Source organism: Paenibacillus sp. Marseille-P2973 (assembly GCF_018101095.1).
Lineage (GTDB): Bacteria > Bacillota > Bacilli > Paenibacillales > Paenibacillaceae > Fontibacillus > Fontibacillus vini.
In genome coordinates this window covers 238,180-262,514 of the sequence record NZ_JAGQEH010000006.1, presented here as the reverse complement: position 1 = coordinate 262,514, position 24,335 = coordinate 238,180, and the positions used below count along the sequence as shown (strand labels likewise).

At 51.6% G+C, this 24,335-nt stretch carries 22 protein-coding genes; 12 read left to right on the top strand and 10 right to left on the bottom strand.

Going from position 1 to position 24,335, the window contains the following annotated elements:
- The first annotated feature begins 23 nt into the window (after window positions 1-23).
- Together KB559_RS15040 and KB559_RS15035 are read left to right on the top strand one after the other, a co-directional pair.
- Window positions 24-1,751, top strand: a complete 1,728-nt coding sequence (locus KB559_RS15040; protein WP_211022736.1) for an ABC transporter ATP-binding protein — start codon at window positions 24-26, stop codon at window positions 1,749-1,751.
- A complete protein-coding gene (locus tag KB559_RS15035; protein ID WP_211022735.1) occupies window positions 1,748-3,661 on the top strand; it encodes an ABC transporter ATP-binding protein in 1,914 nt (637 codons plus the stop codon). Before KB559_RS15040 ends, KB559_RS15035 begins: the two co-directional genes overlap by 4 nt.
- A gap of 177 nt (window positions 3,662-3,838) precedes the next feature.
- Here KB559_RS15035 and KB559_RS15030 read toward each other — a convergent pair whose 3' ends face one another.
- Window positions 3,839-4,435 (bottom strand): Crp/Fnr family transcriptional regulator, encoded by a 597-nt coding sequence (locus KB559_RS15030; protein WP_247681842.1) that lies wholly within the window; start codon window positions 4,433-4,435, stop codon window positions 3,839-3,841.
- A 304-nt stretch (window positions 4,436-4,739) separates the two neighbouring features.
- Between KB559_RS15030 and KB559_RS15025 the strand changes: the two genes are divergently transcribed.
- Complete coding sequence (locus KB559_RS15025) at window positions 4,740-5,192, top strand: V4R domain-containing protein (protein ID WP_211022733.1); 453 nt, start codon at window positions 4,740-4,742, stop codon at window positions 5,190-5,192.
- Between the two features lie 137 nt (window positions 5,193-5,329).
- Window positions 5,330-6,820: a methyl-accepting chemotaxis protein gene (locus KB559_RS15020; protein WP_211022732.1), complete on the top strand. Its 1,491-nt coding sequence runs from the start codon at window positions 5,330-5,332 to the stop codon at window positions 6,818-6,820.
- Between the two features lie 370 nt (window positions 6,821-7,190).
- Here the strand turns inward: KB559_RS15020 and KB559_RS15015 are convergent, their stop codons facing one another.
- The 4 genes from KB559_RS15015 to KB559_RS15000 are packed head-to-tail and all read right to left on the bottom strand — an operon-like array spanning window position 7,191 to window position 9,856.
- Window positions 7,191-7,538 carry an EamA family transporter gene (locus KB559_RS15015; protein WP_211022731.1) on the bottom strand — a complete coding sequence of 116 codons (348 nt, stop codon included), beginning with the start codon at window positions 7,536-7,538 and terminating at the stop codon, window positions 7,191-7,193.
- The gene (locus KB559_RS15010; RefSeq protein WP_211022730.1) at window positions 7,522-7,869 is read right to left on the bottom strand and encodes a DUF2304 domain-containing protein; all 348 of its coding nucleotides are present in this window, start codon (window positions 7,867-7,869) and stop codon (window positions 7,522-7,524) included. Before KB559_RS15010 ends, KB559_RS15015 begins: the two co-directional genes overlap by 17 nt.
- The gene (locus KB559_RS15005; protein ID WP_211022729.1) at window positions 7,866-8,573 is read right to left on the bottom strand and encodes a glycosyltransferase family 2 protein; all 708 of its coding nucleotides are present in this window, start codon (window positions 8,571-8,573) and stop codon (window positions 7,866-7,868) included. The genes KB559_RS15010 and KB559_RS15005 overlap by 4 nt, the downstream gene beginning before the upstream one ends.
- Window positions 8,570-9,856 (bottom strand): ArnT family glycosyltransferase, encoded by a 1,287-nt coding sequence (locus KB559_RS15000; protein WP_244861350.1) that lies wholly within the window; start codon window positions 9,854-9,856, stop codon window positions 8,570-8,572. Before KB559_RS15000 ends, KB559_RS15005 begins: the two co-directional genes overlap by 4 nt.
- An 82-nt stretch (window positions 9,857-9,938) precedes the next feature.
- Here KB559_RS15000 and KB559_RS14995 point away from each other — a divergent pair, with 82 nt between their 5' ends.
- Window positions 9,939-10,214: a hypothetical protein gene (locus KB559_RS14995; protein ID WP_211022728.1), complete on the top strand. Its 276-nt coding sequence runs from the start codon at window positions 9,939-9,941 to the stop codon at window positions 10,212-10,214.
- 43 nt (window positions 10,215-10,257) lie between these two features.
- Here KB559_RS14995 and abc-f read toward each other — a convergent pair whose 3' ends face one another.
- Window positions 10,258-12,300, bottom strand: coding sequence for a ribosomal protection-like ABC-F family protein (gene abc-f / locus KB559_RS14990; protein ID WP_211022727.1), 2,043 nt, complete (start codon window positions 12,298-12,300; stop codon window positions 10,258-10,260).
- Window positions 12,301-12,810: 510 nt separating this feature from the next.
- Between abc-f and KB559_RS14985 the strand changes: the two genes are divergently transcribed.
- Window positions 12,811-13,275, top strand: coding sequence for a hypothetical protein (locus KB559_RS14985; protein WP_211022726.1), 465 nt, complete (start codon window positions 12,811-12,813; stop codon window positions 13,273-13,275).
- Window positions 13,276-13,385: 110 nt separating this feature from the next.
- On the opposite strand, the gene KB559_RS14980 is transcribed toward KB559_RS14985, so the two are convergent.
- The 4 genes from KB559_RS14980 to KB559_RS14965 all read right to left on the bottom strand — a co-directional run bounded on the left by KB559_RS14980 (window position 13,386) and on the right by KB559_RS14965 (window position 17,038).
- Entirely contained in the window at window positions 13,386-14,330 is a 945-nt protein-coding gene (locus KB559_RS14980; RefSeq protein ID WP_211022725.1) for a DUF4097 family beta strand repeat-containing protein, read from the bottom strand.
- A complete protein-coding gene (locus KB559_RS14975) occupies window positions 14,323-14,937 on the bottom strand; it encodes an HAAS signaling domain-containing protein (protein ID WP_211022724.1) in 615 nt (204 codons plus the stop codon). Before KB559_RS14975 ends, KB559_RS14980 begins: the two co-directional genes overlap by 8 nt.
- On the bottom strand, window positions 14,934-15,260 hold the full coding sequence (locus KB559_RS14970; RefSeq protein WP_211022723.1) for a PadR family transcriptional regulator: 327 nt from the start codon (window positions 15,258-15,260) through the stop codon (window positions 14,934-14,936). The genes KB559_RS14975 and KB559_RS14970 overlap by 4 nt, the downstream gene beginning before the upstream one ends.
- A 212-nt stretch (window positions 15,261-15,472) precedes the next feature.
- The gene (locus tag KB559_RS14965) at window positions 15,473-17,038 is read right to left on the bottom strand and encodes an FAD-dependent oxidoreductase (RefSeq protein ID WP_211022722.1); all 1,566 of its coding nucleotides are present in this window, start codon (window positions 17,036-17,038) and stop codon (window positions 15,473-15,475) included.
- A 141-nt stretch (window positions 17,039-17,179) separates the two neighbouring features.
- On the opposite strand from KB559_RS14965, the gene KB559_RS14960 reads away from it, so the two are divergent.
- From KB559_RS14960 to KB559_RS14935, 6 genes are all read left to right on the top strand, one after another.
- Window positions 17,180-18,832, top strand: coding sequence for a spore germination protein (locus tag KB559_RS14960; protein ID WP_211022721.1), 1,653 nt, complete (start codon window positions 17,180-17,182; stop codon window positions 18,830-18,832).
- A 48-nt stretch (window positions 18,833-18,880) separates the two neighbouring features.
- Complete coding sequence (locus KB559_RS14955; protein ID WP_211022720.1) at window positions 18,881-20,095, top strand: Ger(x)C family spore germination protein; 1,215 nt, start codon at window positions 18,881-18,883, stop codon at window positions 20,093-20,095.
- 21 nt (window positions 20,096-20,116) lie between these two features.
- The gene (locus KB559_RS14950) at window positions 20,117-21,256 is read left to right on the top strand and encodes a GerAB/ArcD/ProY family transporter (protein ID WP_211022719.1); all 1,140 of its coding nucleotides are present in this window, start codon (window positions 20,117-20,119) and stop codon (window positions 21,254-21,256) included.
- A gap of 403 nt (window positions 21,257-21,659) precedes the next feature.
- Window positions 21,660-22,049: a Fur family transcriptional regulator gene (locus KB559_RS14945; protein ID WP_211022718.1), complete on the top strand. Its 390-nt coding sequence runs from the start codon at window positions 21,660-21,662 to the stop codon at window positions 22,047-22,049.
- A complete protein-coding gene (locus KB559_RS14940; RefSeq protein WP_348772925.1) occupies window positions 22,031-22,846 on the top strand; it encodes a winged helix-turn-helix domain-containing protein in 816 nt (271 codons plus the stop codon). Before KB559_RS14945 ends, KB559_RS14940 begins: the two co-directional genes overlap by 19 nt.
- 218 nt (window positions 22,847-23,064) lie before the next feature.
- Entirely contained in the window at window positions 23,065-24,315 is a 1,251-nt protein-coding gene (locus KB559_RS14935) for a methyl-accepting chemotaxis protein (protein ID WP_211022717.1), read from the top strand.
- Window positions 24,316-24,335: the final 20 nt, after the last annotated feature.

Below are 24,335 nucleotides of genomic sequence, written 5' to 3'. Positions count from 1 at the left end.
AAAGAGAAGTGGAGATGATAGGAATGACTAGGCTTTTCCGGCATTTGAAGCCATACGGCTGGCTGGTAGCGGCAGTATTGGTGCTGGTGTTTTTTCAAACACTCTCCGAATTGTACCTGCCTACTTTGATGTCCGATATCGTGGATACCGGTGTCGTTAAGGGGGATACCCCGTATATTTGGAAGATAGGCCTGTTTATGCTGCTTGTAGCTCTGGGCGGGATGGCCTGTTCGATCGGGGCAAGTTATTTTTCGGCCAAGGCGGCGTCCGGGTTCGGTAAAACCTTGCGAGGCAAAGTGTTCGGCCACGTATCGAATTTCTCGCTTGAAGAGTTTGATAAGATCGGTACGGCCTCGCTGATTACCCGTACCACCAATGACATTACCCAGATCCAGCAGGTATTGATTATGATGCTGCGGATGATGATCATGGCGCCGATGATGTGTATCGGCGGTATTATTATGGCTGTGTCGAAGGATGCGACCTTGTCGCTCATCTTTATCGTCATTATGCCTGTGCTGGCAGCAGCGATTTTTCTGATCGCGAGAAAAGGGATTCCGCTGTTTAAAGCTATCCAGAAGAAAATCGACAAACTGAATCTGGTTATGCGCGAAGGGTTGACCGGGATTCGGGTCATTCGGTCGTTCAATCGGATCGACCATGAGAAGAAGCGTTTTGACGCGGCCAACTTCGACTTGACCGATACTTCGATCAAGGTAAATAAAGTGATGGCCTTTATGATGCCGATTATGATGCTGGTGCTGAACGTTTCTTCCGTGGCGATCATCTGGTACGGCGGTCTGCGGATTGATGCCGGTCATATGCAGGTCGGAGATCTGATGGCATTCCTGCAATACGCCATGCAGATTATGTTCTCCCTTATCATGGTATCGATGATGTTCGTGATGATTCCCCGGGCCTCGGCTTCGGCTGTGCGGATCAATGAGGTGTTGGAAATGGTTCCTGTTATTAAGGATACAGTGACCCCTACATCGACTTCCGGTCAAAAGGGATATGTGGAATTTCAAAATGTAACGTTCAGCTATCCCGGTGCGGAGCAACCGGCAATACAGGACATTTCCTTTAGCGCCAAGCCCGGTGAAGTCACCGCGATCATTGGCGGTACAGGTTCCGGCAAGTCGACGCTGATCAGTCTGATTCCTCGCTTCTATGATGTGGAAGAAGGCAGCGTGCTTGTGGACGGCGTTGACGTAAGGGATTTGCCGCAGGAAGAGCTGCGGGCCAAGATCGGCTTTGTGCCGCAAAAGGCAGTCCTGTTTACAGGAACGATTCAGGAAAATATCCGTTACGGCAAGGAGGATGCGACGGACGAGGAAGTCTGGCATGCCGCCGAAATCGCACAGGCCTCCGATTTCATCGCGGGAATGGAGCAAGGCTACGATTCCGTGATTGCACAGGGAGGAACGAACGTCTCCGGCGGGCAGAAGCAGCGCCTTTCCATCGCCAGAGCGCTCGTCCGGGGGGCGGAAGTTTATATCTTCGACGATAGCTTCTCCGCGCTCGATTTCAAGACCGACGCCAAGCTGCGCGCTGCGTTAAAAGAGGAAACACGCGAGTCGACCGTTATTATTGTGGCACAGCGGGTAAGCACCGTGTTGGATGCCGACCGCATTATCGTGATGAACGAAAGCCGGATCGCCGGGATCGGCACGCATCACGAACTGATGGAGACCTGTGACGTATACCGCGAGATCGTGTATTCGCAGCTTTCGGAGGAGGAGATCGCATGAGCCAGGAGCAATCAAGAAAAGGTCCCGGCCGGTCCGGAGTCAGACGCGGCGGACCCGGCGGACCCGGCGGACATGGGCCCGGCGGTCCGGGCATGATGATGCCGGCAGAGAAAGCCAAGGATTTCAAAAGTACGCTAAAACGTCTGATTCGCTATTTGCGTCCGCATAAATATCAACTGGGCGCTGTCCTGGTTATGGCTATTTTAAGTACTCTATTTAGTATTCTCAGCCCGAAAGTCATGGGTAAAGCAACGACGAAATTGTTTGAAGGAATTATCGGCAAAATGAAGGGCATTCCGGGGGCGGCGATCGATTTCCACTATGTGTGGCAGATCATTATGGTCCTGCTCGGCCTGTACTTGCTCAGCTCGATATTCAGCTATTTCCAGCAGTATCTGATGGCCGGCGTCGCGCAAAAGACCGTTTACGACCTGCGGCGTGATGTGAACGACAAGCTGTCCAGACTGCCGCTGAAATACTTTGATGCCCGGACGCACGGGGAAATTCTGAGCCGGGTGACCAACGACGTGGACAATATCAGCTCCACGCTTCAGCAAAGCTTGACCCAGCTAATCACGTCTATATTGACGATTATTGGAGTTCTGGTAATGATGCTGTCGATCAGCCCGCTGATGACGCTGATCGCCGTGCTGACTTTGCCGGTAAGCATTATCGCGATCACGTCGATCGCCAAGCGTTCCCAGAAGCAGTTTATTCGTCAGCAAAAAGAATTGGGAGAGCTGAACGGACATGTGGAAGAAATGTATACCGGCCACAAAATTATCAAAGTGTTCGGCCGTGAACAACGTTCCCAGGAACAATTTGACGACATTAACGGCCGCCTATACGATGCAGGGTGGAAGGCGCAGTTCATCTCCGGCGTGATCATGCCGATCATGAGCTTTATCGGCAATATCGGTTATGTGCTCGTCTCCGTAGTCGGGGGTATTCTGGTCACGAAGAAAAGTATCGAAATCGGGGATGTTCAGGCGTTTATCCAATACGCAAGACAGTTTACTATGCCGATTACCCAGACGGCGAATATCGCCAACATCATTCAATCCACGGTAGCTTCGGCGGAGCGCGTCTTCGAAATATTGGATGAAGAGGAAGAAGTGAAGGAAGCTTCACATCCTGTCGTTCTTGAGGAGCCTAAAGGCAATGTAGTCTTTGATCATGTGAAATTCGGGTACGAGCCGGAACATACGCTGATTCAGGACATGAACATTCAAGTATCTCAAGGGCAGATGATCGCCATCGTCGGTCCGACCGGTGCAGGTAAGACGACGCTGATCAATCTCCTGATGCGTTTCTATGAAGTGAACGACGGGGCGATTACGATCGACGGCGTCAATATTACCGATATGAAACGCGGGGATCTCCGCAGTCTCTTCGGTATGGTACTGCAGGATACATGGCAGTTCAACGGAACGATCCGCGAGAATATCGCCTATGGTCGCGAAGGCGCCACGGAAGAAGAGATTATACAGGCTGCCAAAACGGCGCATGCCGATCACTTCATCCGGACGCTACCAGCCGGATATGATACGATTCTGAACGAGGAAGCATCGAATATCTCGCAGGGGCAAAAGCAGCTTCTGACTATTGCCCGCGCCATTCTTGCCGATCCGGCTATTCTGATCCTGGACGAAGCGACAAGCAGTGTCGATACCCGGACCGAGGTCTACATCCAAAAGGCGATGAACGAGCTGATGAAGGGCAGAACGAGCTTTGTTATTGCCCACCGGTTATCGACGATTCGGGATGCCGATCTTATCCTCGTGATGAACCACGGATCCGTAATCGAGCAAGGCACGCATGAGCAACTGCTGGGGCAAGGCGGATTCTACGCCGATCTGTACAACAGCCAGTTTTCGAAGGGCGGCGGCTTTGATCAGGAAGTAGGCTAAATCTTTATCAAACCCAGCCTTCGAACGAGAAAAACGAGCGGACAGACCATCTAACTCTTGCTCGTTGGATTATCTTGATGTGTACCTCCAAAAAAATAAGGGGCTGTTCCAAAAGTCATGAATGATCTGCTTTTGGGACGGCCTCTTTTTTTACTATAGAATCCGGGTTTGCTGCTCCTAAGCTTCCCCCGCCAGACTCCTCAGCTTGGCCTCATCCAAAATGCGTATCTTTCTTCCGCGGACCACCGCAATGCCGCCCTTTGACAGTTGGCCCAGCTTACGGCTGATGGTTTCCGGGGTAGCTCCGATCACCCCCGCAAGCTCCTTCTTGCTGACAGGCAGGTTGAATTCGTTGGAGAAAGGCACCGACTTGTTGCGGAAGTACAACAGCATTTTAGCCAGCCTGCGGTCGGCTTCAAGCAGCGTAAGAACGGCGGCCCAACTGTCGGCCTCTTCAAGCTGTCCGCTGAGCGCGCTCATGAACCGGGCGGCCGTATCCGGGCTGCGGCGCAGCACCTCCAGGAAATCGGCGCGGTGAATGCGGCAGATGTCGGCCTCGTCTGCCGCATCCGCGCTGGCATAATGGGGTTTTTCCTGAAGCAGCGAAAATTGGCCGAAGAAGTCGCCCGGGAACAACAGCCGGATAATGTGTTCTTTGCCGTTGTCTTCAAGCTTGGTCAATTTGATGACCCCCCGGCTGAGAACAAAGAGTGAATCCGAGCGGTCTCCTTCTTTAAAAATGTTCTCCCCTTTGCCATAATGGCCGGATCTCATCACAGAGTGAAGAAGCTCGAATTCCTCGGGACGAAGCTGACTGAATACCGGAACACGGGAGAGGCAGGAGGGAAGTTGTCCTGCTCCGTTTGAGTGTAATAAACAAGCCATTCGTTATCACCTCGACAAATATCTTTATTTTTAAGTTACCAACAGGTGGAAGTCGTTCTCGTGATTTTAGTCACAAATAAAAGGGACAAAACTTGACTTAAATCAAGGCCGGAAATCCGAAGATAGTGCAAATTGGTAGTAGAGAAGCGGCTATGGGGATAAGAGGCTTTATACAGGACAGGAGGAGACAACGATGAAAGGATTTAATTTTGACGATTTAAAACAGGTGGATCGTACCCGGCTTGGCAAAGAGGTACCGCTGGAACTGTTCCGGGCGATCCGGCTGATCGGAATGCGTGAGGGATTGCCGCTGGAAGGTAAAGGGACGACGGCCTCCATCGGCCGGAAAATCGGTGAAAGCCTGCCGGTGTCCACGGAAGAGGAATTGTTGGATCTGTTTGCCGAGCTAAAGATCGGATTGCCCCGCGTAACTCACCGGGAGGAACGCTTGATCAAAATCGTAGTGGACGATTGTTTTTGCAAGGGACTTCCCGTTCTGGAGGAGAAGAAGGTGTGCGACCTGGAGGGAGCGATTATTGAGGGGGCGCTGGGACGGATTATGAACCGAAAAGTTAGCGTCCGTGAGACGAAATGTAATGTCTGCGGGGATGAGCATTGCGAATATGAGGTTCGTTGGTATGACTAAGTCGGGAACTTTATAAGTTAATTTTCTAATATCAGGATATTTGCCAACATTTTTCGATAACACTCTACACGATTCGACATGTCCTGCCGATATTCATTTTATTATCACACATATAATGCTGGCAGGAGGAAATGGGTATGGTGGAGCAGGATAATCAAACTCAGTTTATTTATCAGGATTTACGCAAGAGAAATCAAATGATCTGTTGGATGGTTACCTTTACGGTCGGATTAACGATATTTATGCTGCTCGGATTACGTGCGGGGGGTACGGCGTTCGCGTCGATTATGATTCCTTGCGTCATATTGGTAGCGGTAGTATGGTTTGGGCATCTGACTAAAAAGTTTGAACGTTGGATTTCATTAATCTCGGTTCTGGGGATGTTTGCTATATCCGTGGTTCCCATTTTGCAAAACGGGGGCAGCGCAACTGGAGGGTTATCGGCCTTCTTCGTACTTAGTATCGGCTTGATGTACAACGTACCTATTGTCGTATGGTCCGCATTCGGCTCCGGTTTGGTACTTCTCCTTGTTACTTATTTTATGGCTCCGTCAGACGTTCCCAATTCCGGCATAGAGTTTTCATTATATTTGTTCTACTATATCGTCTCGGCTGCGGTTTTGCTCGCCCAGTCGGGGTTAAGCAGAAAGATGCTGAATCATGTAGGCGAATTGAGCCAAAGCACAACGGAGATGCTCGCGAAAGAACTGGATCGTGAAAAGGTTACCGCTGAAGCCACGCGAACGATCTCCCAGAGCATTACAGAGATTCGGGTCAACAGCCAGGATAGCCAGCAGGCATTCCGGGAAATGAACACCGCCTTTCAGGAAATGGCAACGGGATCGGCCGTTCAGACGGAAACCATTGGCGGAATATCCAATCTGATTTATTCCTCCAACCTGAAGATCGGTCATATGATGGACTCCATGACTCATTTGGTAGAGACCGTCATGGAGACAAAGAAGGCTTCCGCGGATGGTTCGGAAGTAATCACGCAGTTGACCACAACGATCGATCAGTTCCACGATAATATGAATGAAATGAAATCGGAAATCGGCGCATTGATCACCAACATTCATCAAATTGCCGAACTGACGTCTTCGATTCAGGAAATTGCCAGCCAGACAAGCCTTTTGTCGTTGAACGCCAGTATTGAAGCGGCTCGGGCAGGAGAGCAAGGGCGGGGATTCGAGGTCGTTGCCAACGAGATTCGCAAGCTGGCCGATCTTACGAATGAATCGGCGAAACAGATTACCGAAAATGTCGGACATGTTACCCGTCAAGCCGATGTGTCCCATATCCGGCTGGAGGAGAATGCGGCAAGCATGAAGCAGAGCCTGGAGCTTGTTGATCAGACGAAGCGGGCGTTTGATTCGATCGACAAAAGCGTTGGCGAGCTGACGGTCGGTGCGACTGAAATTTCGGAGGTAGCGGGTTCCGTGAAGAAAACGTCTGGAGAAATTGAACATTCCGTCAACGACTTTGTGGCGGTAATCGAGCAATCTTCGGCAACGCTGCAGGAATTGCTGGCTACCGTAGATACGCTGACCGCCCAGAATGAACCGATGGTCCGCAGAATCGAAGAGACGGATCAAGCCGTCAAACAGCTGGTCTCTATTGAGAGTTGATCATATCAAGTAAAAGAATCCGCCTGGACTATTATGTCCAGGCGGTTGTTTTGTAATCGAAGCAAGTGTGAGTACGTGCGGTATACGTAAATCGGCACAATAGTACTCAGCCTAGCTGATTAAATGGAAAACCTACAGTTAATTTAAAGAGAATACACTCTTATCGCAAAATAGATGGATAACCTGCATTTATTTCAACCGTATTGGTTGATTCAGCGTTTTTACTCCAAGTTTAACTGCAGATTTTACAGCTAATTGTGCAGGAATCGTCTTTTGTTTAAAAATAACTGTAGGTTTTCCAGTTAGTTGTCTGACCAGCAATTAATGTATGGTTTACAAGCAAATTAGGGCTCTAATGCCCGCTTGTTCCTCATGACTTCGCCAGCAAATACACCCCGAAAAGAATCACCGCGACTCCGGCCAGCTTGGTAGGCGTGATCGTTTCGTTGAACATGAAATAAGCGGGGATCATCGCCAGCACGTAAGCGAATGCTTGCATCGGGTAAGCAACGCTGAGCGGCATTCGCGTGAGGACCGCAAACCAGAGCAAAGTGGCGATACCGTACAGCGCAACGCCGCCGATGACGGCCGGTGAGGTAACAAGTTTACCCCAGTGCAGTCCGCCCGAACGCCCCAGCCCGATTTTAAATAACATCTGGCCTGTGACCAGTAATACTATGTTGCCTAATAATAGGAGATAACTAATCGTTTTGTCCATGGAGAGCCTCCCGTTCCTTCAGAATCGTCAATTCCTGGGTCAGCCGCAGCACTTGGGCCGTGAGCCTCGTAACGACGATCGTCAGGTGAAGAATGAATGCGAAGCAAAATAATAGTCCAAACAAAAACAGGATGGCAGGCGCATATTTAACTCCGAGCCTCGCTGCAATCCATTCGATGAAAGATACGTTAAACGAAACGATGAACAGAACCGCACTGAACAGAATCCACAGCAAAGAATACTGTTCCTTGAGCTTTTGCCGGCGGACCAATTCCAGCACCAGAAGCAGAAACAGGAAGGCCAGCACGACGGACAATACATAGATCATCATGGCTTGGACACCGCCGTTCTGTCGTAACGGATCGCACTCATCAATACGGCTAACGTTACTTTAATCATATAATAGACCGATTTCCACGGGGTGATTGAGGATTTGCCGGCTTGGCGGTCATGCATTTCCGTCGCTACCTCGGTAATCCGGCATCCTTTGCGTTTCAAATAAACGATCGACTCCACTTCGGGATAGTCCATCGGATAATAGTCGGCATACAACTCGATCACTTTACGGCCCGCAGCCCGGAAGCCGCTGGTCGTATCGGTAAAACGCTGGCCGGTTACCAGCGAGACCAGGCCCGAGAAGAACACCATGCCTATCCGGCGGAGACGGGAGGAGCGATAGGAGGTCGTCTCCACGTATCTCGAACCGATGACCAGGTCATAGTCTTTTGCCTTAGCGATCAGCTTGGGGAGCTCCTCAGCGGGATGCTGCCCGTCGGCATCCATCTGCACCGCGATATCGTATCCCATGCGCTGGGCATACAGATATCCCGTCTGCATGCCTCCTCCGATCCCGACGTTGTAAGGAAGCGTCAGCACCTTGGCCCCGTCGGCTTCCGCAATCTGCTCCGTCCGGTCGGTCGACCCGTCATTGACGACGATAATGTCGGCCTCGGGCGTATGACGGCGAATGTCCCGGATGACGCCCGAAATGCTGCCTTCTTCATTATATGCAGGAATAATAATCAGCGTTTTCATAGGGATGACGACCTCCTTGCTTCAAGTCGGTCCGAACCGGAGTATCTGGCCAGCAGACGCTCGATCAGATAAGAACCGAACAGGATCAACAGCGCCATGTTAGGGTAACCGTATCGGTTGAACGCGACAAACGGAAGGTAAATGACCGTGAAATAGGCGATCGCCAACCACAGGGGCAGCAGGCGGGAGAAAGAGCATTTAACCAGCGCCCAGACGATCCCTGCCATATTCACCAGCATGAGCGCAATTTGCAGGACGTTCATCACAGGGCGGGTGATCGGCCAGATCGGACGCGAATAAAAGGGATGGAAGTACAGCTCCACCCATCTCCCCAAAGTGAACCAATATAAGTATTTCAGCGGCTCATGTTTAAAACCGTAAGAGATGACGTCCAATCCTTTTTGAATCGCCGTGCTGTCCGAGCCCTTGAACAAGGTCTCCGGATCGTACTGCGGATGGGCCTCGAAGAATCCGGCCGGCGGCAGCTGCCCGTGTATCCGGGTTCCGAGCAGGAACGGGCTACCTCCCGAGTTGGTAAACAGAATGAACTCGTGGAAAGTGACCCAGTTGCGAATCCACCAAGGCGTCAGCAAAGCCGCATAGACGATAACGATCAGAAACATGTACTTCAGCGCGAGCCGCCAAGGGAGCTTGTCCCTCCACCAAAGCACCAGAAATACGGCGGGATATAGCGACGCATGCGGTTTGAAATAGGCGGCGGCAGCCGTTAGAACGCCGATCAGTATGTACAGGCTCGTCCGGTTACGTTCCAGCGCGAGAATAGTGACGCATACCAGAAGCAGCAGCAGCGTCCGGAAGGTTGTTTCCGACAAGATGACGCCCGAAGAGAAATAATCGGGTAAATACAATGCACTAATGATGGAGGCGATCAGACCGACCCGTGTGTTGAAAAGGCGTCTGCCGATCCAGAAGATCAGATAAACGGATAAGGCCTGTTCCAGGCATTGAAAAATCCGGAAAGCGATGACGCCCCCTTGGTCTTGACCGAATATCGCCATGAAGCCGGCTAACATAAACGGCATCCCCGGCATAATGAAGGCGGACGGCCTTTCCTTGGTGTTATACGCCAGCACTCCTTCATTCAGCAGCAGCCGCGAGCTTTGAATGTACTTTACATCGTCATTGTTCGGATTCACCGGATCTCCCAGCAGAAAATAATCGTTGTACGCGAGGACGATGATGCAGGACAGAATGCCCGTAAAGGCGATCAATCCGATCAAGAGAACCCTGGCCCTGCGGCTCATTCCTGTTGGTGAGAACAAATTTCTTCAACTCCTTTACTTCATGAATGTTTTCATTTTCCTTTCAGACCCATTATATCAGTTTATATCCATAAAAAAGCTTATGCAATCCTTCAACGCTTGGAAGGCTCATAAAGTTTCAGACGGTACGCTGCATCTTTGCTCCAGCGACTGTCCGAAATCGACATGGACCGCGTTGCGAAACCCATTGGTAAACATTTCCGGCCTTCCCGATCCTCCATATCGTATACCCACTTCGCGGCACGCTGAAGCCCTGTGTCTACCTCAGGCCGGAATTGCTTTGGGCCGCCAGCGCGGCCGGGGAGAATTCCCCGGCCAGCTCCAGCAATCGGCTGCGGATCGTCGCCTCAGCGCTTGATCGTTGTACATGTCAATTCGTTTCCTGTAAGGCGACTTTAACTTTACTCGATCAAGGCAAAATACTGCTCCAGCAGATCATCCACCCGCTGCTGGAGTTGATTCCGGGCGGCCTGCAATTCGGTCAGCCGCATGGCGTCGCAAGCGGCTTCCGGCTCCAGCATGGCCGCGTCGACCGCCGCCAGCTCCGCTTCGGCGGCTGCGATATCGCGCTCCAGCTTGCTCACCGCAGCTGGATTCGGCGCCTTCGGCGGGCGGCCCGCCTCCCGGCCTGCGGCAGAGCCGGGGCTCGCCGCAGCAGCCGGCCCCGGGCCGGCAACGCCCGCCGCCGGCACCAGGGTGGCACCGCCGCTTTGCGCAGCAGCGGCGGCCCTGTCCGTAGCCGCGCCGTCATCGCCGCGCGGCGCAACCCGCCGCTGGCTGTCCGCGCCAGCGGCCTCCGCTGCGGCTTCCCGCTTCAGCCGCTCCGCGCGGAAGTCGTCAAAATTGCCCCAAGTCACGGACAGCTGTCCGTGATCCAGCAGCCAGACCTGGCCGGCAATTTTGTTGATGAAGTAGCGGTCGTGCGAAACGGCCAGGAGGGAGCCGGGGTATTCCTCCAGCGCCTCCTCCAGCGCTTCGCGCGAATCGATGTCGAGATGATTCGTCGGCTCGTCTAGCAGCAGCAGGTTGGGCTTCTTATACATCAGAATCGCCAGGCGGAGCCGGGTCCATTCCCCGCCGGACAAGCTGCGGACCTTTTTAAAGACGTCGCTGCCGTAGAACAGGAACCGGGCGAGCTGATTCCTCGCTTCTCCCGTTTCCATTCCAAGCTCATCGCGGAAGTATTGCAGCACGGTCCCTTCCTCATCGGCAGGAGCGGACTCCTGGGCCAGATATCCGGTTTCCACCCGGGAACCGAGCCGGATATCACCCGCATCAGGGGAACTCAATCCGAGAATGCTCTTTAAGAGCGTGCTCTTTCCGGCTCCGTTGCCGCCGATCAGCGCGGCGTTCTCCCCGTATCTCAGCGTTCGGGAGACACCTTCGTACAGCTTTCGTCCGCCCGCGGATTGGCTTACCTCCGAGAGGATGAGCGCTTCTTTGCCTGAACGGTCTGCTTGCTCCAATTGAAGGTCGATTCGTTTGCGTTCCAGGATCGGCTTCTTCAGCTTAACCATCCGGTCCAGCGCTTTCTGCATCGAGGCCGCACGCCGGTGGAATCCCGGATTTGGCGGATTGGAACGGTTGCCCCATTCGATCAGCTGTTTGATCATTTCTTGCATTTTCTTGATCTTCTTCTGCTGTTCCTGATAATCGGCGAATTGCTGGAGCAGCCGGGTTTCTTTTTCTTCCTTGTACTTGCTGTAATTGCAGTGGTACGTGAACGCTTCGCCATCCTCGATTTCGATGATTTTTTCCGCCACGGCATCGAGAAAATAACGGTCATGCGATATAACGACCACTGTGCCGCCAAATGAGCGAAGGAAGCCTTCCAGCCACTCGATGGCGGCCATATCGAGGTGGTTGGTCGGCTCGTCAAGCAGCAAAATGTCCGGGTTTTGCAGCAGGATGACGGCGAGGCCGACCTTGGTCTTTTCACCGCCGGACAGGGAAGAGAAGGGACGGTCATATTGGTCTTTCGGGATGCCGATCCCGCCCGCCACCCGGTCGATTCCCGCCTCGATTTCATAACCGCCGCCGCGCTCAAAGCTTTCATGAAGCCGTCCATATTGCTGGAGAAGCGGCTCCAAATCCGATTTCTGTCCGTCGGCTGCGGCTAAGGACATCTCGACTTCCAGGCGCGTCATTTCCGCCCGGGCCTCCAGCAGCGGCCGGAAAGCGGATTGGAGCACATGGTATACGGTCTCCTCCCGGCCGTAATCGGGGATTTGAGCGAGGGAGCCGATCACCGCGTCTTTGCGGATCATCAGCGCTCCCTGATCTGGAGCCTCGCTGCCCGTAAGCAGGCGCATCAGCGTCGTTTTGCCGGTTCCGTTCCGCCCGATCAGTCCGACGGTTTCGCCTTCTTTGATTTCGAACGATACATCGGTCAGCACCAGTTCGGCACCGTAATATTTTTGAATATGGGCACATTGAATCATCATCGTAATTATCTCCTTCGGCCAATGCCGTCCGCCCGTACCTCTTCGGAGAACAAAAAGAAGGCTGCAGGAAAAACCTGCAGCCTTCTTCACACGTACAATTTCAGTCCGTGAGGTAGGGTAGGAGCGGCATTTCGCAATTAGTTATGGATATCGAATTGTGAAAAATGGACAGACTTATCCCGTTACGGAATTCAGCATGAACATTGCCAAACATTGCCATCGGCAGTTGGCCAATTCGACTCCACGCAAACTTGCGATCCACTTCTACCCACCTCCATTCGTAAAACAAGATATTGAAAGTATATGTGTTGGCTATGGAAAAATCAAGTAATCGTACAAAAAGAAAAATTTCACATTATTGTAATGTTTGAGCCTGGATTTTTTCGGGTAATGATTGGTTTGTTGTTTATTTCCCCATTCTTTTCCTTTATAATCATTCTTAGGCCAAAAACGCGGTTTCGCCACAGCGGCTGCGCAGTGTCAATCTATGATGAAGTAAGGGGAGCCTAATTGGAAAGATCAACAGCGAAGCAAATCCTTGATGAATTGCTGGAAGTGTCAGGCAGCGAGGTCTCCGTCCATATCAAGTCCCGGTTCCCGGGGGGCCGCAATGTAGGCGGCAAGTACAGCCTCTCGGATCACTCGGTGACGATGTATCTGGGAGAGATTAAGAAGCAGTGCCTTACACTGTTCGGCTCGGTTGACGGTTGCGAGCGATTGCTCCGGATCGTCTTCGCTCATGAGCTCGGTCATGCGGAAGATGCCATGTTGGCTGAATTATCTAACCGCCTCGATATTTGTGACAGTGAGCTGGAACGGAAGAGAATCGCCCTGCGGATCGAAGAGAACGCCTGGGAGTATGCCATGAAGCTTGTACCTGATACGGACCGGCAGATGATGGATACGGTCATTTACTATTCCCTGCAGTCCTACCGCGAAGCGATCGCGCAAGAAACGGCACAGGAAATCGCCTGATACAGGCTGCACGAATATAGAACAAACCTCATTGCAAAAAGGGTTAAACCCGGCATCTCGCCGCGGTTTAACCCTTTTGTTTATTTACGCGACCAGAGGGTCGTTCGTTCTTATTGAATCTTTATATTTCCCGACGTCGTTCTGGCTTTGATCACATCCCGGGTCTGCATCGGAGAGTCGGGAGCCTTGACGTTGCCGGTCGAGGACTTCAAATCATAAATTCCTTTGAATTCAGGGTCTGCACTTAAGGTGATATTACCGGAGGTAAGGGAAATGTCCAGTGAATCGGAGCGTTGGTTGGTCAATGTAATATTGCCGGACGTGCTCTTGATCACGCCATCCCCGGTGAAATTCTTGAGGCGGATATTGCCGGAGCTTAACTTGGCATCGATCGCACCTTCCGCGTCTTCAACAGAAAGTTCGCCCGAGGTTCCGTGGGCGGTTAGATTCCCTTGAATCTGCTCCACTTTTACATTGCCCGAGCCGATTCTGATCTCGGTTTCTCCCTTAATCTCAGAAGCCTTCAAATTGCCGGATGTCGCCTTCATCGTCAAATGCTCGGAGGTAATGGAAGAAGCGGTCAAGTTCCCCGAAGACGTCGTCAGCTCAATATTTTTGGCGCTCAAGCCTTTAAATTGTCCGCTATTGGAGTGCAGCTTGAAGTTAATTTGATCGATCATGGCCGGATCGGTTAAGGCCACGGTCATATGCTGCTTGCTGGATTGGAAGTTGATGACCATAAAACTCCACTTATTTGACCTCGAAAGATCGAGGTTGACATTCGGGCCGGACACAGTTGTTTTTTTCAGTCTGTTGATCGTATCCTCGGCCATGTTGCCGCGAATCTCGATATAATTGGTTCCGTTCGTGCTTTCAATGACCTCGACATCGATATCATAACTGCTTTGAACCGCAAGAGATTTCAATGATTCCAAGGTCCATTTTTGCTCGTGATAAGGATCCTCATCCCCAAAATTAAAGCTCTGATAAGCCATCCCGGCAAAACCGATAATGATTAAAATAATGGCCAGCAAAGACCACCTTTTGTTATTCATGTCCCGCTCCTCCTTTGGCTACCCGTACATTCCATCTCCAATAAGATACGCTGATCAGGACCAGCGCTTTAAAAATATAACGCGAGGCAATGGCGAGAAAAATGCCCACACCCACCAGGGCTACCGTAGCGTAGGTTTTTGCAGCAAAATATCCATGACCTGCGAAATAATCAAGCACGACTGCCAGCGGACTGAGTAATCCTGCCAGAGCAGAGGCGGCCAAAGCGATTCCGACAGACCAGAAGGAGATTAATAGAGGAACGAGAATCAGGTTCAGGAAAAACAGTCCGATATAAACCATCGTCGTTACGGCTCCGCCGCGCCGTTTCACAGGCTGTTGTCTGACAGGCGTCTGGATGGGGGCCGGCTCTGGATTGGCCGGATTAAACCAGTATACGGGTTCTTTGGGGGCAAAGCGTCCGTCGATGGCTTCTTTGGCCAGCTCGGCGGGATTTCCCAGCTCCTGCGCAATTTCTTCCTCGGTTTTACCGTTTTGCAGGGCAAAGGCGAAATGTGCCTCGTAATCTTCCATCAGTTCGCTTCGTTCTTCCGGCGGCAGAACCGAAAGATGGTCATGAAGCTGCGCCAAAAACTGACTTTTATTCATAAGCGGCTTCCTCTCTCGATTAAATTAGATACGCTTTTTACAAATTGCTTCCACTCGATAACCAGCTTTTTCATATAATGTTCACCTTCGGGCGTCAGCTTGTAATATTTACGCGGCGGGCCTTCCGTGGATTCCTGCAGATAGGTTGTGCAGTAGCCCTCGCCGACGAGTCTCCGGAGCAGGGGATAGAGTGCTCCCTCCGCAACCTCGATATGCTGGGACACGGATTGGGCGAGCTCATATCCATAGCGGTCACGCTCATGGATTAGCACCAGCACGCATAATTCCAAGGCGCCTTTCTTAAATTGGACGCTTATATCCAATGATATCGCCTCATTTTCGCTGTTTATTAATTTCTAGTACTGAATATTGATTAGTATTGCTGAATAGATAGTATCATACAGTACTGATTAATGCAACATAGTGAATTGCGTTCCTCTAAAAATGGGCTGTTCCCACATGAAAATAGCGATTGGAAAAGGGGATGAACCCTAATCCAATCGCTATATGAAGCCGCTCATTCCACACGCAGTTTCTATTCCCGGCTTCCGTACTGCGGGCTGAGCCGGGGCAGATCTTCCGTAGCCGGTCCTTCGATCACGGCGCCGGTATAGTCGAATCTGGAGCCATGGCAAGGACAATCCCAGGAGCGTTCGGCCGGATTCCATTTGCATTCGCATCCCATATGCGTACAGGTGGTGTCCACCAGATAGATGTTTCCCTCGGGGTCTCTGTAGGCGCCGGCTTTTTTGCCCAGATGCTTGACGGCTGCGCCTTGATCCGGCATGAGATCCTCGACTTTTCGATGGACGATGTCAACTTTGCCGGATACTAATTCTTTGGCAACGTTGGCATTTTGTACGACCAGGTTCTTGATTCCGGGATTAGCTTTGAAACGGGAAGGGGTGAATAGCTCGGCATACCGGCTGTCTTTGCCCTGAATCAGGTCGGAAATCAGCAAGGCGGACAATGTGCCGCTGGTCATGCCCCATTTGCCGAAGCCCGTAGCTACGAAAATATGCGGGTGGCTGGCGGTGATGGGGCCGATATAAGGAACCTGGTCGATGGTCGCCAGATCTTGGGCGGACCAGCGGTAGGGAACGCTCTTCGCGCCGAATGTCATGCCGCCGAATTTCTCAAGCTCTTCGTAGTGCTTGATCGTACAATCGCTTTGTCCGGTCTTATGCGATTCCCCACCGACCAGAATCACTTCTTTGCCGTCCAGCTCGGCGGCTCTGAGCGAACGCTTCGGATTGCCGCAGTTGATATACATTCCCCCGGCGTAAGGAGTTTCGGGTTCGATCGCTACGACATAGGAACGATCGGCATGAAGCCGGGTGAAGTAGAGTCCGCCCCCATCGTAGAAAGGAAAATGCGAAGCTGAAATAGCGCTCCTGCACGTAATCGTCACGCCCGACTCCGTCTTCAGCAGCAGCTTTCCGTCTCCGGTCTCTTCAGCGGAATCGGCCATGGTCGTATTTTCATAGAAATCGCCGCCATGCTTGATTACATAGTCGACTAGCGTATTCAAATATTGAAGCGGGTGAAACCGGGCCTGATCCGGCATTTTGACCGCTCCTTTGACTACAATCGGAAGCGGAATCGTATCGCACCATTCTCCCGGCAGATTCAGCTTTTCATAAGCGGCCCACTCTTTTTCAAGCTGCTGTAACTGATCATCCGAATCTGCATACAAGTAGGCGTCTTCCTTAGTAAAGCCGCAGTCGATATCATGCTCGCGAACGGTTTCTCCGATAAAGCGGAGGGCGTCCCGGTTAGCTTCAAAATACAGCCGGGCTCCTTCTTCCCCGAAATGGGAAATCAGCTGGTCATAGATCAGTCCGTGTTGGGCGGTCACTTTCGCCGTGGTATATCCGGTCGTCCCGTCCAGGATTTTACCCGCATCGACGACGGCCACCTTATATCCTGCTTTTACAAGCAAATAGGCCGAGGTAATTCCGGTAATTCCGGCTCCTGCGATAAGGACATCGGCCTGAATGTCCTCTTTCAGCGCGGGAAATGAAGGGAAAGACGATGTTTCTCTCCACAGCGATTCCGGATATCGGGGAAGTCCGGGAGAGGTGAACGAACTGCTGTTCATAAGAGGGTCCTCCTTGTTGGTTTATTGTCTCATTATTACCACTGCAAGGAGATAAGAAACGAGGTCAGGGGCCTTCGCATGAAAAAGGAATGAAAAGCAGATACTGGGATCAGGATTCGATATGGATAGGAGCTGCTTAGTATGATACGCAATCGGTCCCGCGGCCGGACCGGCCAGCAAAACAGGAACGCGCAGAACGGAGATTCGCTGAAATCTGAAGTTTCCGGGAAAAACATAAATTCTTCCGATGCAAGGGCATTTTCGGGACATCTGAAGAGCATGCTGGACCTCATCCGGGAAGAATCGGGGAACAGCCCTGATATCGTCATCCGGCAATTTGAAATCGGGGAGCCCGCCTCCCGTCAGGCTGACGCGGCCGTTGTATTTCTTAACGGGCTCAGCGATGAAAGAACGATAAACAACGTAGTAATGAGATCCTTGATCGAATTTAAACCTGATCCGAATCTTGTCACCGACCCTGACCGCCTGATGGAGACGATTTTAAATGAGGCGCTCGCTTCGGGGGATTGCTCAATCCACATGGATTGGAAGGATATGCTGTTGTCGGTCTTATCCGGAGATACGGTTATTTTACTGGAAGGCTGTGAAAAAGCGCTTGTGATCAGCACCCCGGGCGGGGAGTGGCGCGCAGTGACCGAGCCTTCATCCCAACTTGTCGTCCGTGGGCCGAAGGATAGCTTTGTCGAGTCGATCGGCATCAATATTTCGCTCATCCGCCGCCGGATTAAAAATCCCGACCTGTGGCTTGAAACAATGAAGATTGGAACCGTATCCCATACCCATGTGGGGATTATGTACCTCAAAAGTTTGGCGGACGAAAATCTGGTGGAGGAAGTGAAGCGGCGTCTTCATGCCATAAAGATTGAAGCCGTGTTGGAGTCCGCTTATATTGAGGAATTTATCCAGGATGAGACGTTTACACCCTTCCCGACAGTGTTCAATACGGAACGGCCGGACGTCGCGGCCGGAAACCTGCTGGAGGGCAGAATCGTACTCCTGGTGGACGGCACTCCGTTTGTACTGATTCTCCCTACCGTATTTGCCCACTTTTTTCAATCTCCCGAAGACTATGCCCAACGTTATGACATCACGATCTTGATGCGTCTTATCCGCTATATCAGCTTCATCATTCTTTTGTTGGGGCCCTCGGTGTATATTGCACTGACTACCTTTCACTACGAAATGATCCCTTCCCTCCTGCTGATCAGCTTCGTGGCGCAGAGGGAGGGGGTTCCTTTTCCGGCCTTTGTCGAGGCGATGCTAATGGAAGTCGCCTTTGAGATTCTACGGGAGGCCGGCGTCCGAATGCCAAGAGCCATCGGCCAAACGGTTTCGATCGTGGGTGCACTGATTTTGGGACAGGCAGTAGTGGAGGCGGGAATCATCACGCCGGTCATGGTTATCGTCGTTGCGCTCACGGGTATCGCCAGTTTTGCGCTCCCGGCTTACAATCTATCGATTGCCGGCCGGTTGATCCGGTTTTGTTTCATGGTGTTGGGAGGCATGTTCGGCTTCTACGGTATTACGCTCGGACTCATTGCACTCGTGGCGCACATGAACAGCTTGCGTTCTTTTGGAGTGCCTTATTTGGCTCCGCTCAGCCCGTTTGTTATGCAGAGTCAGAAGGATACGATTCTAAGATTGCCGTTCTGGACATTAAACAACCGTTCCCGAAAGATCGGCAACCACAAGACCAACATCGAGAAAGCCGAGGAAATTGCGCCGCTCGGAAGGCCAGGACAGCAAGACGGGTCAGACGGGAACAGGCAGTGAGGCGAGTTGCATCAAGCTCGAATTTCACCCAAGGAGAAACGGTAACCTATGGTACAAAAACGGACGAAGACAGCGGCATTTCTGGCGCTCGCCTTCCTAATAATCATTACATCGGGATGCTGGGATGCCAGGGAACTGAATAGAAGAGCGATTGTTTCGGGCATTGGCATTGACCGTTCCAAGGAAGGCTTTCTGGTCTCGCTGCAGGTTATCATTGCGGATGAGATTTCTGGAAAAATCGGCCGCGGAGGGACCCCGACTTCGGTGTATAGCGCTTCCGGGCGAAGTGTGGTGGAAGCGATGCGAAATGTATCGCTGAAAGTACCGCGCCTAATTTCAACGGCTCAAACCAGGATGGTAGTAATATCCGAGGAAGTCGCCAGGGAGGGCATTTCCGGCATTGTCGATTTTCTCGATCGGGATTCGGATCTTAGATTGTCCACCCAATTGTATGTCGCCAGAAAGGGGACCAGAGCGCTTGATATTGTCTCGGCGATTACCCCGCTCGGGAGGATTACCGCCTATGCACTGGTTCAGAAAACGGAATTGGCTGCCAATGAGCTGGGGGCTAATTTTTCCCTCGAGATTGACGATGTGATCCGGGGTTTGCTGGCTCCTGGAGGGGGGCCGGTTATGAACGGATTGAATATCCTGGGGGATCTCAAGAAATCGGGGGACAAGAGCAATTTGGAGAGAACGAATGCCCAAGGAGTCGTCATCATTGATGATATGGCCATATTCAAGGGCGATAAATTAGTGGGCTGGATGGATCTCGAAGAGTGCAAAGGCCTCGTATGGGCCATGAACAAGATGAAGAAAACGGTGGTAGTTGTAAAGGATGAAACAGACCATGAAGAGATCACAATGGATGTTTTTGAAACAAGCACGGCAACGAAAGTGGATATTTCCAATCCGCTGAAGCCGGTCATCCAATTAAGGGTGAAGCCGCAGATTTCGATTCGCGAGGCGGGGACATCGACCGATTTACGGGATCCGCGCGTATTGGCGAAGATCGAGGAGAAGGCGAACAAGGTCATCGCTGCGAAGCTCGAGGGCGCGGTAGCAAAAGCCCAGGGGCTTAAAAGCGATATATTTTATTTCGGACAACAGATAGAACGTCAGAACCCCAAAGTCTGGTCGAGAATCAGCGGTCAATGGGAAGCGATTTATCCGACAATCGAGGTCCGGTGTGAGGTGGAGTCTATAATCCGCAATACTCAGATGAGGGACCGTTCCTACAAGTACAACATCAAGAGCAAATAAAGAAGGAGGGATGTCGCCGCCATGGACAAGACAAGAATCAGCTCTTTACAATTTTTTTCGTTGATGGTGCTGTTTCAGATGGGGACTGCGCTGGTCGTAAACGTGGGGATATTGGCCGGCAGGGATGCCTGGCTGGCTATTCTGGTCGGTATGGCTGCCGGAAGCTTGCTGTTTGCCGTTTATGCCAATCTGAATAAGCTGTTTCCGGACATGCAGCCCACTTCTTATTGCAAAGTGCTTCTCGGAAAACGCCTCGGAACGGCGGTCGGCATCGCTTATGTGGTGTTTTTTCTGCATAAGGCTTCCCGGGATTTGATGGATGGGGGATTACTGGTTCTGGCTTCTGCGCTGAAGGAGACCCCGCTCATGATTATCAACTTATTGATGATTCTGACGGTAGCCTATGCGCTTCATAAAGGAGTCGAGGTCCTGGCTCGTACGGCATTTATATTTTTGATTGTCGTCATGGTGATCGGGGCGTTTATCGTACTGGTGGTCTTTTTTTCGGATATTATGAATCTCAATCGGTTGCGACCGATTCTTGGCGGAGGAGTTAGGGATGTATTTGTGTCCGTGTACCGTCAAAATTATCAATTTCCGTTTGCGGAGGTCATCTGCTTCGTAACTGTCATGCCGTCGTTAAGCAACAAAAAAGGGGGGGTGAAGGCAGGGTATCTTGCGATCCTATTATCGGGACTGATCCTCTCGGGTGCCATAGCGTCTACGATTGCTGTGCTCGGCGTCGATATAACCGAAAGGTCGGTCTTCCCTTTATTGACGATGATCGGGAAAGCCTCCATTGCGGACTTCATACAGCGCACCGATATTCTGGTGGTCATGATCCTGATTATCGGCGTATTTTTCAAAATAAGCTTGTTTTATTATGCGGCGGTCATCGGAATGTCGGATATTTTCAAGATCCCGTACAGGAAGCTGCTGTATCCGGTTGCTGTAGTCATTTTGCTATTTTCCCTGATGATTTCCCGCTCTTTCAGCGATCATCTGACCAAGGGAGGAGAAGTTCTGTACAGAGTGGATCCTGTATTCTTTGTCGTTATTCCTTTGATCCTGTTTCTTGCCGGCTTTGTTTATAAGTTTCGCTTAAAAAGGCAGGGTCGGAGCGGGGCTCAGAGTCGGGAAGGTGACCGGAATCCGAATTAGAACCTGTGTTTGAGTTAAAATCGGAAGAATGATCGGCCTGGGCATGACTGCTCCTTTTGCTCATGAATTTACGGTGAAGATCCGGTACGATCATGAATATGATCAAGGCCGCCAGCGTTAATTTTTGGGTTAAGGTCACCATACCATAGTTAAAGTTCTTCCAGAAAGTATACCAGGGCTGCCCGAGCAAAACGTCCACAAAGATCGCATAGACAAGGCCAAGCGATAAGAATATTAGGGTGACCAGGTATTTTTTGATCAGCAACGGAACCCCCTCCTTTTTTTTAGTATGAAAAAATAAACGCCTTAACATGCAAGCCTACATTGAAGAAGTAAAATTGACTATTCATGAATTAAGACTTATACTAAGTCTAAAATAGTCATTAAAGGAATGATCCAATATATGAAATCCTTAAATTTGACGACCCAGCGCAAAGCCGTTTATGACGTCGTTCGGAATGCCGACGATCACCCGACTGCGGCTGAGGTCATGAACAGACTGGTTGAGCAAGGCTACAATTTTGCATATGGAACGGTATATAATTCACTTCGATATTTGGCGGACAAAGAAATGATCCGCGAATTGAAGCTCGGCGAGGCGGCCAGCCGCTACGATGCCAAGCTGGATGATCATCAGCATATTTTGTGTGAAGTGTGCGGACGGGTGGACGAGGTGATGTCCCAGGTGCCCGAGGAATGGAGCAGTACGGTTGCCAAAGAAACCGGGTATGACGTGCATCATGCCCATGTAGTATTCGGGGGGGTGTGTCCATCGTGTCGGCAGAAGAAGTGAAGACCCGGGGGCGCGTTCAAGCTGGAACTGTAACCCCGTTCAGACGGCCGGAGGAAAGCAGCAAGGACATCTCTGAACATTTCGACGGCCGGGAGATGTGTCCGGTAACGCAGCGGGTAATTCTGGTCAGTCCGTTTCCGGGCGGAATCCACGAACTGGTTCGCGATTTGTCCGAGGACTGCTTCGACGTCCTGGTGTTCCATCATTGGGAGCAAGGAATCCGCAACGCACAAACGGCGGACCTGCTGATTTTCGACCTGACTCCGTTTCAAGATCCGGAGGAAGCGGCTCTCGTGAAATCGCTGGTACAGGATGCGGGCAATGTTCCGTCTCTGCTGCTGGTTAATGAGACACTCCTTCCGAAGCTGGATCAAGGAATGATGAATCAAGAGCTTCTCGTATGGCCGGCGCGTCCGGGAGAGATTAACTATCATGCCCAGCGCATTATCCGCAACGGAGGCCAACGGACGCCGGCATCGCGTCTGATGACCGGGACTTCTCCGGCAATCTTCAAGGATCTGTGGATCGATCGCAACAAAATGGCCGTATACCGCAGCGGGGCCAAGATCGGACTGACCAAGACCGAATATGAACTGCTGGTAAAATTGCTGGAACGGGAAGGCTCCGTTCTATCGCGGGAGGAACTGCTTACGGAAGTATGGGGAACCTCGTTCCTGGGCGGCAGCAATATCGTTGACGTTCACATTAAGAGCTTGCGAAAGAAACTCGGAGACCGCGCGGTAAACTCGATATATATTGCAACCGTAAGAGGGGTAGGTTACCGTTTGGCGGATTGAGAACAAGCGGCGGGGTTCGTGCGGATAGGCAATGTTGTGATGAAAATACAAAAGGGCTGTCCCAAAAGCATGCGGCTTGGGGGCGGCTCTTCATTTTTATTAAAGCTGATACATATCCTAGTTTTTGGGGATTACGCGGGTCCACTCTAAAGGAAATGAAGCCGAAGATGTCGAAATAGGTAAACTTGTAAAGATTTTTGAAGAGGGGATCTGTATTCATGAAAAAACGCGTCAGAATCACCTTGCTAGTATCTACTGTTGTTGCCGCCCTGGTTCCGATTTTACTGGAATTTCTGATTTCGAGTGAGATGGAAGGAAGGACCTTGATCATTGCAGGCGTTTCGCTGGTAGTCGCGGCAGCGGCGGCCTGGTTTGCGATCCGCAGCATTGCTGTTCCGCTGGACCGGTTGGGCGAATCGGCCCGGTTAATCAGTCAGGGAGATTTAACGAAACGGGTCGATGGGTTAAACAGATCGGATGAAATCGGCATTCTTAGTAATCATGTACAGCGCATGGTCGATAACTTGAACGACATGATAACAAGCGTACACGAAACAACGAACCGGGTATCCGCTTCGGCGCAACAGCTCTCTGCCGGTGCGGGGCAAACGACGAGAGCGATTCAGGACGTCACCGTTGCGATTCAGGAAATGGCGGCAGGCAGCGAGCAGCAAATGAATAATATCGAAACCGGCATTAGGGGCGTAGAGGAGATGTCCAGTCAGGCCGTTGTCATTTCCGAACATATTCGGACATTTACAGAAACCATGGAGCGGACGACGGCGGTCGCTGAGGAGGGGAATTCCTCCGTAATCAGCGTCGTTGAGAAAATAGAGCACATCCAGCATACCGTCGAAGAGCTGGGAACCGTAATCGAAACGTTAAGCGAGCTTACGGAGAATATCGGAGGCATCGTAGAGGTGATCACGGGGATCGCCAAGCAGACGAATATGTTGGCTTTGAACGCTTCCATCGAAGCGGCAAGAGCCGGGGAACAAGGAAAGGGCTTTGCCGTTGTGGCCTCGGAAGTGCGCAAGCTGGCTGAGGGGTCGGAAAGGTCGGCCCACCAAATCGAAGAATTGATCGGCAGCATCCAGTCGGAGGTCCGCCGTGCGCAGAATTCGATGGAGAACGCCAAGCAAGGCGTGGAAGAAGGAATTATCGCAGTGGATACGTCCGGCCGTTCCTTTTCGCGGATCCGCAAAGCGGTCCGGGGAACCGCCGATAAGATTGAGGGCGTGCTGGCATCGTCTCAGGAATTGGCTGCCGGCGCCGGAAAAGTTACCGAATCGATAAGCGGCATACGCGTCGTAGCCGAAGAGTCGGCCGGAAACACACAAACCATTTCGGCGGCGGCCGAGGAGCAGCTTGCCTCCATTGATGAAATCGCCTCTTCCTCAGCGGAATTGTCCCGGATGGCCGTAAAGCTTCAGGAACTGGTCGGGAAATTCAAGGTACAGAAGCTCTAGGATTGACTTGAATTGGCGAA